Source organism: Clostridium sp. MF28 (assembly GCF_002969175.1).
Classification (GTDB): Bacteria; Bacillota; Clostridia; order Clostridiales; family Clostridiaceae; genus Clostridium; species Clostridium beijerinckii.
The window spans coordinates 5,449,154-5,464,187 of the sequence record NZ_CP014331.1 but is presented as its reverse complement, the minus strand read 5'-3'; the positions used below and the strand labels follow the sequence as shown (position 1 = coordinate 5,464,187).

Below are 15,034 nucleotides of genomic sequence, written 5' to 3'. Positions count from 1 at the left end.
CTGAATCAGGCAAATTAATTACCATATGATTGTATTACATTAGAACTTTTACTGTTGTTTTTTATCATGGTTGTGTAATAATTTTAACTTTTAGCAAAAAAATGCTATCCACCTATCTATAAAAGGTTATATAGCACTTCACTGTTATTCTCTATAAGAATTTCAATTCTTTTAACCTGTCAATTAAATTAATCTTATTATCTTTCGCTACCTGCCTTATCTCTAACTCAATTCCTTTCTCGTAAAGTTTCTTGAAACATTCTATATCTTTATTATTTACGGATATAGCACCAGTAATTTGTTTTTTTCCATCCTTATAGCACATTCCTCCAACATTTACAGATTTAATATCAACTCCACCTTCAATCATTCGAAGCACGTCTGCCGGATTAGTAAATAAAAATAAAGTCTTAAAATTTTTATATTTAGGATTCTTATAAGCTTTGATAGCGGTTTCTATTGGTATTACATAAGCTTTAATTCCTTTTAATGCTACTTGAAGTAACAACTGTTTTCTCAAATCATCTTTAGCAACTTCATCACTACACGCCATAATTCTGTTACATCCACTTGCTTTTGACCATATGGTTGCAATCTGTCCATGTATCAATCTGTCATCAATTCTTACAAAGCTAATTTCCATGATTTCAAACCCCCTTCAAATTTTATATTAATTCTATATTTATCATGTACATTTAAACGCAGCTATCCCCAACGCTACATTTCATTTTTAAAATTTGTAATTATAATATCACAAAATGTATTCATTTTCAATCACAACAATTCACTTTCCTTCAAACAAAATCGTGATAATCCCACTTAAAGCTCAAAATAAGATTTTCTTTATATTATTATTTATTAAAAAATTAAGCTATAATCATTTACTCTTATTTATGTTATGTTGAAATTTAGTTTCTGCCTCCTAGCCTTAATTAATCATTTAACTTGCTAGAATTTTAAATAAAGATTTATTTTTGAAGTATTTATACTTCAAATACTCAATTAAATTCATTATATCTAGTAAAATACAAATTATAATTTTTATAACAAAAAATAGCATATTAAAGTAATTTTAATATGCTAAATTGTTTATATTTTTTACTCAAGTATACTTTCTTATGCTGAATTTTATAAAGTAACACCTTGTTTTAAAATAGCTAACTCTTTAAATTTATTAATTTCATTATTTACATATTTTCCATTAGCCACTTCAACCACATATTTTATAAATTCTTCTGTTACTTCACTCAAAGTCTTATCTTCAACTAAAGTTCCTGCATTAAAGTCCATCCAATGTGGCTTTAAATTATATAATGGAGTATTTGTTGATATCTTCATTGTTGGGACAAATGTACCGAATGGTGTTCCTCTACCTGTTGTAAATAAAACCATATGACAACCAGCTGCCGCTAAAGCTGAGGCTGCAACCAAATCATTTCCTGGTCCACTTAAAAGATTTAATCCATTAGTTTTTAAAGTTTCACCATATTTTAATACACCTACAACTGTTGAATCTCCTGATTTTTGTGTACACCCTAAAGATTTATCCTCTAATGTTGTAATTCCACCAGCTTTATTTCCTGGAGAAGGATTTTCGTATATAGGCTGATTATACGCCATGAAATATTCTTTGAAATCATTTATTAAATGTACAGTTTTATCAAAAGTTTCATTATCTTTAGCTCTATTCATAAGAATTGTTTCAGCACCAAACATCTCAGGAACTTCTGTAAGTATTGTTGTTCCACCTTGTGCAACTAAGAAATCTGAAAAACTACCTACAAGAGGATTTGCAGTTATTCCTGAGAAGCCATCTGAACCACCGCACTTTAATCCAACTTTTAAATTTGATAGAGATAATGATTCTCTCTTATCATTTTTCATATTTTCATAAAGCTCACGTAATATTTTGGCACCCTCTTCTATTTCGTTAGAAACTTCCTGTGATACTAGAAATTTAATTCTAGTTGTATCATATTCTCCCAATGACTCAATAAATTCAGCCATTGTATTATTTTCGCAACCAAGTCCAAGTACTAACACGCCTCCAGCATTAGGATGCTTTACTAAATTTCCAAGCATAGTTCTTGTATTTGCATGATCATCTCCCAATTGAGAACATCCATAATTATGTTTGAAAATTTCAACTCCATCGATCCCAACAGGTTTTACATCTTCTTTGAATTTTTCGATTATTCTTTCACCAATTCCATTAACGCACCCAACGGTTGGCACTATCCAAAGTTCATTTCTTATACCAACATTACCGTTTGCTCTTCTATATCCATCAAAAGTAAGATTTTTGTTTTCTATAGAAACTTGTTTTAGCTGCTGATTAAAATTATATTCCATAATTCCATCTAAATTTGTTTTAATATTATGCGTGTGAATCCATTCTCCTATTGATATATCCTTAACAGCATGTCCTATTGGATATCCATACTTTATTACATTGTCGTTAACTTTAAAGTCTGATATAGCTACTTTGTGTCCTCTTTTTATGTCTTCTTTTATCTCTATTTTTTTATTTTCAACTTCTATAATTTCACTTTTAGACAAATCTCTAAGTGCTACTACAACATTGTCTTTTTCATTTATTTTTATAATTTCTTTCATCACTCTCTACCTACTTCCATTAAATTATTGTTCACAACTTTAAATTTAACAGCTATATGAATATTCTATAATAATAATTTATAATCTTATTCCTAAATAACTTCTTTTATAGCTTCCTTCATTCCTACTTTTTCAATTATTTCTAAATATCTTGAAACTTCATCAGCTAGATTAGGAATTTCATTCAAATTGCTTCCCCAATTCTTTTCATATGCAAGAACAGAAGTTACAATTTTGTTTAGGCCTTCTTTTGTTCCATCATATTTTTCCCATAATTCCTTGAATAATTCTAATATATCCTCATCATCAGCTAGTTCAATATCTTCGTCTCCTCTTTTTCCTTTGTAGAATTCTATTAAAGATGCAAGGGAGAATACTAATTTCTTAGGAAGTGTACCCTTTCTCTTTAGATATTCAGTCAAACTTGGTAAATCTCTTGTTTTGTATTTAGATAATGAATTTAATGCTATGCTCATTAGATAGTGCTTTACATATGGATTTTGGAATCTTTCTATAATCGCATCTGCAAATTCCACTAATTCTTCGTGAGGCAAATCTAAAGTTTCTATGATTTCATCATATATTACATCATGGACGTATCTTCCTATAACCTCATGATCAACAGCTTCTCCTACAGTTTCTAAACCATAAAGGTATGCTACTGGAACCATTGCTGTATGAGGCCCATTTAAAATTCTAACTTTTCTTGTTCTATATGGTGTCATATCATCTACAACTTTTACATTAAGTCCAGCTTTTTCTATTGGTAATTCATCTTTTATAGACTGAGGCCCTTCAATTACCCATAGGTGGAATATTTCCCCTACATCTACTAAATTATCATCATATCCAAGTTCTTCTCTAACTTCATCAATTGTATCTCTTGGATATCCTGGAACTATTCTATCAACTAAACTACAGCAAAAAGTATTAGCATCATTTATCCAATTCACAAAATCTTGTCCTAAATTCCACATTTCTGCATATCTTAATACTATTTCTTTAAGTTTTTCACCATTTCTATCAATAAGCTCACATGGAATTATAATAAAACCTTTACTATTGTCACCATTAAACACCATAAATCTACGGAACAAAAATGCGGTTAACTTACCCGGAAAACTTTTTTGACATCCTTCATTTAACTTATCATTCTCATCAAAAGCGATTCCTGCCTCTGTTGTATTTGACACTATGAACCTTAATTCTGGATTTTCTGCAACTTTTAAATATTCATTATAATCTGTATATGGATTAATTCCTCTACTTATACTATTGATTATTTTATGTGTTTTTATAGCTCTTTTTCCTTGAACTCCTTGAAGATAAAGTGTAAACAAGCCATCTTGTTCATTTAGCATATTAACTAGTCCACCTTCTTGAGGCTGAACGACTACGACACTTCCATTGAAACCTGCTTCTTCATTCATTTTGTCAATTTGCCAATCAACAAATGCTCTTAGGAAATTTCCTTCCCCAAATTGTAGCACTTTTTCAGGGTAAGTCTTAAATTCTTTATATATTTTCTTATTTAATTTCATTAGTTATTCCTCCTAAGTTTTTTCATTAAAAATATCTTAAACTAATTTCAATGGACAATTAACAATGCAAATGCTATCATTTTAATATTTCATATCTCTTCAATTACCAATATCAACTTTGATATATACATTGTTAAAGATAAGTAAAAGTTTATTTTAAATATTATTTGAAGTTTATAATTTAGAGATAGAATACACTTAAAATTTAATTATCAAAATAATCCTCTTTACTTATCCTTAAATGTAATTAAAATTTTATATGAAGAAAGTACTTTTAATAGCGCTAACATTTTCAATTGTTAGAAATATAGTAATATCTATTTCAGAAAATTCTATCTTTCAACGCCTTGTCTCTTTCCTATGAATTCCATCAGTTGATCATAATATGGATAACCTTCCATATCTCCCTGTACCAATGTTGCCATAGCTCCAACACCGTTAGCATATTGCCCAATTTCGTTTAGTGATAATTTTTCTAAATATCCAGCTAAAAATCCAGCTGCAAAACCATCGCCCGCCCCAGCTGTATCTTGAATTAAATCTGATACATTATACCCTGCGACCTTGACTCCTTCTTTTTTATCTTTTATATAGCAGCCTTCTGACCCTAATTTTACTGCGACTATTTTCGCTTCCTTATTTAAGAAAAAATCTGCCACATCATCTTTATTAGTTAATCCTAATAAAAGTTCCGCTTCATCTAATCCAGGCATTACAATATCTGCCTTACTAGCAATATCCACCAAGATCTTTCTAGCTTCATCAACCGTCCACAATTTAAGCCTGATATTAGGATCGAATGATACTAATATCTTGTTTTCTTTAGCTATTTCTATTGCTCTGTATACTGCTCTTCTACAACTTTCCGATAAAGCTGGCGTTATACCTGTAATATGAAGAATTTTAGCTTGCTTAATATATTCTTCATCAATATCCTCTGGCGATAAGCTACTAGCAGCAGAATTCTTTCTATAATAATATACATTCGGATTGCTTCGTTGATAACGTTCCTTAAAAAGCAATCCTGTAGGCCTTTCTTTATCAATTATTACTCTTGATGTATCTACTCCCTCTGCTTTTATAGAACTTATAACAAATCTTCCGAATTCATCATCCGAAACTTTTGAGAACCAGCCCGCACTATGATTTAATTTTGCCAAGGCAGTAGCGACATTTGATTCGGCACCACCGAGTGACTTGGAAAAACTATGAACATGTCTCAAAGGGCCATTAATATTAGGACTAAATACGACCATTGATTCTCCAAAAGTTAAAACATCCATTTTAGATTCTCTCCTTCGCTTTTCTGTATGCATCCATAAATTCTTTAGCAGTCCTTTGAACTAGATCATAATCGCCTGTTTTTGCACCTTTAGTTAAATCTCCTCCTGTTCCTACTACGAAGGCTCCTGCTTCTATCCACTCATGTAAGTTAGCTATACTAACACCACCTGTTGGCATAAAGTCTCCTTGAGGGAGCGGCCCCTTAAATGATTTAATTACTGATGGCCCATATAGATTGGCTGGGAATATTTTAACCACATCAACTCCATACTCAAAAGCTGTAATAGCATCCTTAACGGTCATTACTCCTGGCATAACCAGAATCTTATACCTATTACAAAGCTTTAAAGTATCAATATCCAAACTTGGGCTTACAATAAATTGTGCCCCTGCTAAAATACAAGCTCTTGCCGTTTCACTGTCCAATACAGTTCCCGCCCCAACAATTACATCGGTATCCTTATATTTTTCAGCAACTTCTTTAATAACTTCAACTGGATTTGGAACAGTCATTGTAAGTTCCATCACTTTTATTCCGCCTTTTGAAACAGCATCTACAATTTTAAGAGCTTCTTCTTTTGAGTCTCCCCTCACAACTGCAACAACACCTGCTTCTTTTATATTTTTTAAAACTTCTTCTCTTCTCATATTACACCTCAAATTCTTTCTTAATTAATATCTTCATACTGAATATATATACAGGTTTTAGATAATAAAATTATTCTTTAGAATATCCATTAGTTTAAAATTCATAGTCTTTCAAACTAATTTTTCAGAATATATATTATAATTTCAAACATTCATTTTTTAACAAATCTATTTTGTGCTATCACTATTAATTAAATACACAGTTCTTAAAATGGTTAACTTAAAATATGATTAATAAATTATAGTATGAAAATTATAGGTTTGAAGAATTCTATATTATTTATTTTTGTATTTTTAAGAACTGTGTTATATATTAAATAAGTTTATAGCTTATTTATATATCAAAGCATTTTTTTCTTTGATTATTAAATTAAAATATTTATAAATATTTTAATTTAATAAATATTTTTCGTTCACGTTAACAATTAGAGGTCGAACAATTGTTAACGTGAACAATTTTAGTTAAAAATTATTTAAGTTATATTTACATTATAGTATCAAATAAAAAAATATGCAATACTTTTTTGTGAACGTTAACAGTTTTTTACAAGTATATCTTTTTTTATTTACTCAATATATAAAGATAAAACACTATCAACTCTCAAAATACAAAGCTGATAGTGCCTTATTCTTCTTAGCTAAACAATAATGATTTATTTATAACATTATTATTCTAAAATTCCTTTTTCCCATTTTCCTTCTTGTAAGTCTTGAGCAACTTTTCTGTACTTGTCATCTGGTAGATTATGTAATATACCTACTACAAGAGCAGCTAAAGCTAAAGCTACTGCTGGATACAATGTCATTGCTCCCTTAATTCCTAGTAATGTTTCTGCACTTTGTTGTGCGTTTGCAACATACCCAGTCATACCTAATACTGCTGCACTAACAAGGGCTGCCATAGATTGTGCAATTTTTCTTGAAAAGTTAAATGCAGCATAAGTTACACCTTCTTTTCTTATTCCAGTATGCCAATGTCCATAGTCAATTGCATCCGTTACGAATGCCCAAGTAACTCCATTTGGAATAGCTAAAGCTACATATCCTATTGTAACAAGAACTGTGAAAGTAGTAGCATTTGTTGGTATTATAAAGTTTAATCCATTAGCAACAATTCCAATCAATAGTCCTGCAATCGCAGTTTTCTTTTTACCAAAATGTTTTACTAAGAATGGAATAGCGAATATACCTATTACAGAACATCCAATCATTATACCATTAACCTTAGGTTGAAGTTTAATATCCCCTAAGTTATATTGGCAGAAGAAAATCATCATTTGGTTGTTAGTATTCATAGCTGATATTGTAAATAATTGCATAAGAATTAAGCATAACAATGGTCTATTTGTAAATACAACCTTAAAATAATCTTTAGCAGATGCCTTTTCTGATTTACCTTCTCTATTAATTACAACATGTTCTTTTGTGTTAGCAAAACAGATAAAGAATGAAACAACTCCTATAACAGCCATAACTGCGGCCGCAACTGGATAACCAACTTTTTTGTCACTAAACATCATAAGAATAGGTACAAAAGCTACTCCAGTTATTAATTGTGCTCCTAATGAACCAGCTTGTCTAAATGTAGCTAATTGGCTTCTATCCTCTACATCTCTTGTCATAACCGATGCTAATGATCCATAAGGAACATTAGTGAATGAATATACAAGACCCCAAATCATATATGTTGCATAACCATATATAATCTTAGATGAAAGCGGCATCTCAGGCATAGTAAAAGTAATAATTGTAAGTAAAGCAAGAATTATACTTGAAATCATCATTACAGGCCTAAACTTTCCTGATTTACCTGCTTTTCTACTATCTATCAGCGATCCTGCTAATGGATCCATGAATGCATCGAATATCTTTGTAAATGCAAATATACCACCAACTGCTCCAGCACTAATTCCACATGTATCTATAAAAAACTTTGTAAGATATGATTGACCTAAGTCAAACATGAATCCATTACCAAAATCTCCAAAACCATAAGAAATTTTTTCTCTTAAACTTAATTTAACGTTTCCATTATTAGCATTAGTTGATGCGTTTTTGTCAACAGAATTTAACATTCTTTTTCCTCCGTATCTTTAATTTAGTTAATTTTTATTCATTAATCCAATATTATAAATTATCTTTTATTTTACAAATTAGGTTTTGGTATTCATCATCGCTTAAATATATTTTTTGTGGATTCATCTCAAAAGTTTTTCCCCAAGATGGGCCGCCTTCATATTTAGGTACAATATGAAGATGAAGATGTTTCATAGTATCAGCAAATGCTCCATAATTTACTTTATCTGGATTGAACGCTTTATGGATTGCTTTAGCTACCTTTCTAGCGTCATTTATGAAAGCTGCTGCTTCATCTTCATTTAAATCCGCTATTTCACTTTTATGTTCCTTATAAACAACATTACATCTTCCACTATAAGTTTGTTCCTTAAACAAATATACTGTTGATACATCTAAATCACAAATCTTAATCATTAAAGAATCTAAATCTTGATTCTTCGAACAATAAAAACAATTTTCATCAAAACTCATTTATTTACCTCCTTTATTATTGATATATATTTACTTATCATGCAATTAAGAAAATTTAATTGCATGATAATAAATTTCATTATAAAACTACTTTAACTGCTTCCTTCATTCCTACTTTTTCAATTATTTCTAAATATCTTGAAATCTCATCAGCAAGATTAGGAATTTCATTTAAATTGCTTCCCCAATTCTTTTCATATGCAAGAACAGAAGTTACAATTTTGTTTAGTCCTTCTTTTGTTCCATCATATTTTTCCCATAATTTCTTAAATAATTCTAATATCTCCTCATCATCAGCTAATTGAATATCTTCGTCTCCTCTTTTTCCTTTGTAGAATTCTATTAAAGATGCAAGGGAGAATACTAATTTCTTAGGAAGCGTACCTTTTCTCTTTAGATATTCAGTCAAACTTGGTAAATCTCTTGTTTTGTATTTAGACAATGAATTTAATGCTATACTCATTAAATAGTGCTTTACATATGGATTTTGAAATCTTTCTATAATCGCATCTGCAAATTCTACTAGCTCTTCGTGAGGCAAATCTAAAGTTTCTATGATTTCATCATATATTACATCGTGGACATATCTTCCTATAACTTCATGATCAACCGCTTCCCCTACAGTTTCTAAACCGTAAAGGTACGCTACTGGAACCATTGCTGTATGAGGTCCATTTAAAATTCTAACTTTTCTTGTTCTATATGGTGTCATATCATCTACAACTTTTACATTAAGTCCAGCTTTTTCTATTGGTAATTCATCTTTTATAGACTGAGGGCCTTCTATTACCCATAAGTGAAATATTTCACCTACATCTACTAAATTATCATCATATCCAAGCTCTTCTCTAACTTCATCAATTGTATCTCTTGGATATCCTGGAACTATTCTATCAACTAAACTACAACAAAAAGTATTAGCATTGTTTATCCAATCAATAAAGTCTTGTCCTAAGTTCCATACTTCTGCATACTTTAATACTATTTCTTTAAGTTTTTCACCATTTCTATCAATAAGCTCGCATGGAATTATAATAAATCCCTTACTGTCATCTCCATTAAATGCATTAAATCTGTGATATAAAAATGCTGTTAGCTTACCTGGATAACTTTTTTGACATCCTCCATTTAAAGTATCGTTTTCATCAAATGCAATTCCTGCCTCTGTTGTATTTGACACTATAAATCTTAAATCTGGATTTTCTGCAACTTTTAAATATTCATTATAGTCTCTGTAAGGATTAATTCCCCTACTTATACTATTGATTACTTTATGAGTTTTTGATGCTTGCCCATTTTGGACCCCTTGTAAATATAAAGTGTATAAACAATCTTGATCATTAAGCATGTCCACAAGACCATTTTCTAATGGCTGAACAACTACAACGCTTCCATTGAAATCTGCTTCATCATTCATTTTATCTATTTGCCAATCAACAAAAGCTCTCAAAAAGTTACCTTCTCCAAATTGCAATACTTTTTCTGGATATGTTTTAAATTCTTTATATGATTCCTTATTTAATTTCACAGCTATTCCTCCTAAATCTTCACTTCATCTGTATCTTTGCATTATTGTATGAAAATAAGCATCTCACTTATTTTCATACATAAAAGATTACATATTAAAGTATTTGTCTGCGTTATTATAACTAATGTCAGCTACAATTTGTCCTAAATGTTCAATGTCGTTAGGTAACTCGCCATTTTCTACCCATTCTCCAATTACGTTGCAAAGTATTCTTCTAAAATATTCATGTCTTGTGTAAGATAAAAAGCTTCTAGAGTCTGTTAACATTCCAACAAATGTGCTTAGCATACCTAAATTAGCTAAAGTTCTAATTTGATCTTGCATACCAATCTTGTGATCATTAAACCACCAAGCTGATCCAAATTGTATTTTGCCCTTAATTCCGTCTCCTTGGAAGCATCCAAGTAATGTTCCTATTGTAGAATTATCATTTGGATTTAAACTATATATAATAGTCTTAGGTAAAGCTTTTTCACTATTTAACGAATCTAATAACCTTGACAGTGGAATTGCAACTTCTGTATCATTAAGTGAATCAAATCCTGTATCAGGTCCTAATTTTTCGAACATTACTTTGTTATTATCTCTAACGCAATTCATGTGAAATTGCATTACCCATCCTAGATCGTGATATAATTTTCCAAAGAACTTTAATATATATACTCTTAATTTATTTTCATCTTCAAAAGATACTTGTCCATTTTTAAGTACGTTTGCAAAAATTTCTCTAACTTCTTCTAAAGAAGCATTGCCTACTGGAACAAAATCCAATGCATTATCTGACACTCTACATCCAGTTTCATGAAAATATTCCACTCTCTTTTTTAATGCTTCTAAATATTCATCAAAGTTTGAAATTTTAGAACCAACTACTTCTTCTAGTTTGTTAAACCAATCTTTAAATGTTTCTTTATTAACTCCTAGAGCTTTATCAGGTCTAAAAGCTGGTAATACTTTCACATCAAAGCTTTTATCTTCTTTTATTGCCAAATGATATTCTAATGAATCTATAGGATCATCTGTTGTACATATCACTTTTACATTTGATTTCTTTATAAGATTTCTTACTGTAAAATCATCGCTATTTAACAGCTTATTAACTTTTTCCCAAATAGCAGGTGCACTTTTTTCATTTAAAACTTCATCTATTCCAAAGAATCTCTTAAGTTCTAAGTGTGTCCAATGATAAAGTGGATTTCCGATAGCAAATGATATAGTCTTTGCCCAAGCTAAGAACTTTTCATAATCACTTCCATCTCCTGTAATATATTTTTCATCTATGCCCAAAGTTCTCATCTGTCTCCATTTATAATGATCACCATAAAGCCATACTTGAGTTATATTTTCAAACTTTTTGTCTTCTAATATTTCCTTCGGATTAATGTGGCAATGATAATCAATAATTGGCATTTTTTCTGAATAATTATGATATAATTTTTCAGACGCTTCGTTGCTTAATAAAAAATTTTCATCCATAAACTTTTTCATATCAAAATCCTCTTTTCTTTTTTGTTCACGTGAACAAAAATACGTGCAAATCCCTGTTCACGTGAACATTTTCTTGTATCTACTTGATAACTTTATTATAATATCATATTTCAAATAACGCAACACTTTTTTGTGAACGTTAACAACTTTTTTTAATAATTAGTGTTTAAATTCACTAATTATTAAAATCCATTATTAAAGTTTTTTTACTGATTTTCTTACCACAAGCTGAGATTGTATATAAACTTTTTCTTTATCTACTTCTTTATTCTTTATAAGATTTAATAAGTTTCTTCCGCCATATTCGCTCATCGCCAGAGAATCCTTCCTTACACTTGTCAACGGAGGAGTTACATAGTTACAAAAGTTGCTATCATCAAACCCTATAATTGAGATATCTTCTGGAACTTTTAACCCAGCTTCAAATATTGCTTTCATAGCACCCACCCCAATATCATCATTAGCGCAAAATACTGCTGTTGGAACATTCTCTAATTTAAGTAACTTTTTCATATTTTCATATCCACTTTTCAGATCATATCTACCACTTAAAATATATTCCTCATTAATTGGAATATTATTATCCTCCAACGCTCTTATATATCCTCTTTTTCTATATACTGTTGATTCAAATTCCTTATTTCCTTGCAATAATGCTATTTTTCTATGATCGTTCTCTATAAAATAAGTAACTGCATCGTAAACTCCTTTTGTATCATCTGACATTATGTTTACTAATCCTTCATTTTCAATGTATCTATTTATAACTACAGTTGGTATATTTTTTTCTAGAATAGTCTGTATGAATTCATCATCATTTTTACTTTGACTTACAACAATTATTCCATCAAAATTTCTGTTATCAATTAAATGGGAGTATTGATAATCATCTATACCTCTTACAACTAAATTATATTCTTTATCTATGACATTATTGACTCCTCTTATAATTTCGTGAAAGAATGTATCTGATGTTCCTTCGCTAATCGATGAAAAAAATACACCTATAACGTATGATTTTAATAAAACAAGACTCTTAGCACTATAATTTGGTACATAATTCAATTCTTTTGCTAAAGCTATAATTTTAACCTTGGTTTCTTCATTAATATACGGACTATTATTAAGTGCTCTAGACACTGTTGTATGAGAAACATTAGCTAATTTTGCAATATCCTTTATAGTGACACTCATATTTTCTTTACACTCCTTATTAAGTAAACTTTTTTCACCATATACGATAATCACAGTATATAAAAAAGCTTAATCTACTTCTAATAATATTTTAATAATTAAAATTCATTTTTGCAACCTATACGATTTTAATTGTTTTTCCTTAATTTATCAATGTTATATTTAATTTTTATTATTTAGTTGTTTTCACAGTAATCTTCAATGGTTTGAGCAACTATTTTGGCTTGCACTACTGCTTCTACTACAGTTTTAGCACCAGTAACAACATCACCTGACGCGAATGTACCTTTTTTAGTTGTATTTCCTTTATCATCTGTTATTAACAATCCCCATTTATTGGTATCTAATTTTGTTGTATTTGAAACTATATTAGTTCTAGGGGTTTGACTTACAGCTACAATTATTGAATCACATTTGAAAAATTCTTCTTTTTCTTCAATAAGTTTGTTTTGAACTTTTCCATCTGACTCTACTACATTCTCAGTATTAACTAACTTTACTCCCTCTTCTGTTATTTCTAATGGCGATTTAAATAATTCAAAATTAATTTTATCTTCCTTAGCTTCTTTTATCTCCTGCTTTGTTGCAGACATTTGATCAAAACCTTTTCTATATATTATTGTAACATCTTCAACTCCATTTCTTTTTGCACTTCTTGCGGCATCCATGGCTACATTACCAGCTCCGATAACAGCTACTTTATTACCTAGCTTATAGTTCTCTGGTGATTTTAAATAATCAATAGCAAAATGTACATTTCCTAAAGTTTCACCTTTAATATTTAATGTTTTTGGATTCCATACTCCGGTACCAATAAACACTGCTTTATAACCATCTTCAAATAGTCTATCTAATGTTATTACAGGACCGATAAGAGTATTAGGCCTAACTTTTACACCAAGTTCTATTAATCTTTCTTCAATGGAATCTACTAATTTTTTTGGAAGTCTATATTCTGGTATTCCATACCTTAGTACTCCACCTATCTTCTCGTGCGCATCAAAAATAGTAATATTATATCCTTTCCTAGCTAGTATAAATGCAATAGTAATTCCTGCTGGACCACCACCAATTATAGCAATTCTGTCTTTCTTTTTAGAAACAGCTTTAAACCTAGTTTCTTCTATGTATCTTTGAGATATTTCCTGTTCTATATCATGAAATCGTATTGGTTCCCCTTTAATCCCTCTTATACAATTTCCTTTGCATTGGTCTTCATGAATACATACTAATGAACATACTGCTGAAAGCGGATTATTTTCAAATAATATTTCTCCTGCTTCTTCAATTTTTCCTTCCTTATACATATTTATAATATCAGGTATAGGTGTTTCTACTGGGCAATTAGACTTACAAGCTGGTTTCTTACATAGCAAGCATCTATTTGCTTCACCAATCAAATTATTATTATTTATCATATTTGTCTTCCTCCTTATCATCATTTGTATATAAAGTATACTAACTTAATTTAGTATTTATTTCAATAATATATATCAAAAAATATGCTATACTTTTTATCATAAAATATAGCATATTTTATTGACTCTGTCCTTATATTTCTTTATATTACATAAAGTTTTGTTCAAACATAAATTTATAGTTATTCTATTATTTTTTATATAAATATAGGATTCCATTTTTAGGGCTGTATATTAACTTGCCTGTAAAGCTCCTCTTCTTCAATTCTTTCTGAAGACTATACATAAAAAAACCATGCGTGACAATTAAAATGTTTTCTGTACCTTCTTTTCTCGCTTCATTTAATAATAAATCAACAAACTTCTCAGCTTTCTCTCTTGTAATAATCTTATTTTCTTGTTGAGATTTATGGTTGAAATACCACGCTATTCTTCCACTAATCGCCCAAAACCAATACGGAAGCTTTAAATTACTTTTAAATATTGGATCAATGATAGTTTCTCTAATTAGATCATTTTGAATTATATCATCCTTATATACATGTTGTGCTGTCGTTATTGCTCTTATAAGCGTACTAGAATAACATTTATCCCAATTTATCCCAATAAGCTCTACATCTTTTCTAATCACACCACTTATATTGTAATTTTCTTCCCAATTTTTAAATTCTTTTGATGTCATAAAAAAACTTTTACGGTAATCAACTTTAAAATGTCTGATAAGACCAACATTCATAAAAATCCCTCTTGTCTTTTATTATTCATAT

The 15,034-nt window shown here is 29.7% G+C and carries 12 protein-coding genes; all 12 read right to left on the bottom strand.

What is annotated here, in order from left to right:
• Nucleotides 1–151 precede the first annotated feature (151 nt).
• The 12 genes from AXY43_RS24180 to AXY43_RS24125 all read right to left on the bottom strand — a co-directional run bounded on the left by AXY43_RS24180 (nt 152) and on the right by AXY43_RS24125 (nt 15,003).
• Entirely contained in the window at nt 152–643 is a 492-nt protein-coding gene (locus AXY43_RS24180; RefSeq protein WP_023975085.1) for a mannose/fructose/sorbose PTS transporter subunit IIB, read from the bottom strand.
• Nucleotides 644–1,128: 485 nt separating this feature from the next.
• A complete protein-coding gene (locus AXY43_RS24175; RefSeq protein ID WP_105412297.1) occupies nt 1,129–2,616 on the bottom strand; it encodes a UxaA family hydrolase in 1,488 nt (495 codons plus the stop codon).
• Between the two features lie 92 nt (nt 2,617–2,708).
• The gene (locus tag AXY43_RS24170; protein WP_039772415.1) at nt 2,709–4,157 is read right to left on the bottom strand and encodes a tagaturonate reductase; all 1,449 of its coding nucleotides are present in this window, start codon (nt 4,155–4,157) and stop codon (nt 2,709–2,711) included.
• Nucleotides 4,158–4,489: 332 nt separating this feature from the next.
• Nucleotides 4,490–5,440 carry a sugar kinase gene (locus AXY43_RS24165; RefSeq protein ID WP_023975088.1) on the bottom strand — a complete coding sequence of 317 codons (951 nt, stop codon included), beginning with the start codon at nt 5,438–5,440 and terminating at the stop codon, nt 4,490–4,492.
• Between the two features lies 1 nt (nt 5,441).
• Nucleotides 5,442–6,089 carry a bifunctional 4-hydroxy-2-oxoglutarate aldolase/2-dehydro-3-deoxy-phosphogluconate aldolase gene (locus AXY43_RS24160; protein WP_011969159.1) on the bottom strand — a complete coding sequence of 216 codons (648 nt, stop codon included), beginning with the start codon at nt 6,087–6,089 and terminating at the stop codon, nt 5,442–5,444.
• A 668-nt stretch (nt 6,090–6,757) separates the two neighbouring features.
• Nucleotides 6,758–8,164, bottom strand: a complete 1,407-nt coding sequence (locus tag AXY43_RS24155) for a glycoside-pentoside-hexuronide (GPH):cation symporter (RefSeq protein WP_023975089.1) — start codon at nt 8,162–8,164, stop codon at nt 6,758–6,760.
• Between the two features lie 52 nt (nt 8,165–8,216).
• Complete coding sequence (locus tag AXY43_RS24150) at nt 8,217–8,639, bottom strand: HIT family protein (protein WP_039772411.1); 423 nt, start codon at nt 8,637–8,639, stop codon at nt 8,217–8,219.
• A gap of 79 nt (nt 8,640–8,718) precedes the next feature.
• Nucleotides 8,719–10,167: a tagaturonate reductase gene (locus tag AXY43_RS24145; RefSeq protein ID WP_105412296.1), complete on the bottom strand. Its 1,449-nt coding sequence runs from the start codon at nt 10,165–10,167 to the stop codon at nt 8,719–8,721.
• Between the two features lie 87 nt (nt 10,168–10,254).
• Nucleotides 10,255–11,655, bottom strand: coding sequence for a glucuronate isomerase (gene uxaC / locus AXY43_RS24140; protein WP_039772408.1), 1,401 nt, complete (start codon nt 11,653–11,655; stop codon nt 10,255–10,257).
• 195 nt (nt 11,656–11,850) lie between these two features.
• A complete protein-coding gene (locus AXY43_RS24135; protein WP_023975093.1) occupies nt 11,851–12,849 on the bottom strand; it encodes a LacI family DNA-binding transcriptional regulator in 999 nt (332 codons plus the stop codon).
• 176 nt (nt 12,850–13,025) lie between these two features.
• Nucleotides 13,026–14,267 (bottom strand): NAD(P)-dependent oxidoreductase, encoded by a 1,242-nt coding sequence (locus AXY43_RS24130; protein ID WP_011969153.1) that lies wholly within the window; start codon nt 14,265–14,267, stop codon nt 13,026–13,028.
• A gap of 190 nt (nt 14,268–14,457) precedes the next feature.
• On the bottom strand, nt 14,458–15,003 hold the full coding sequence (locus AXY43_RS24125; RefSeq protein ID WP_105412295.1) for a histidine phosphatase family protein: 546 nt from the start codon (nt 15,001–15,003) through the stop codon (nt 14,458–14,460).
• Nucleotides 15,004–15,034: the final 31 nt, after the last annotated feature.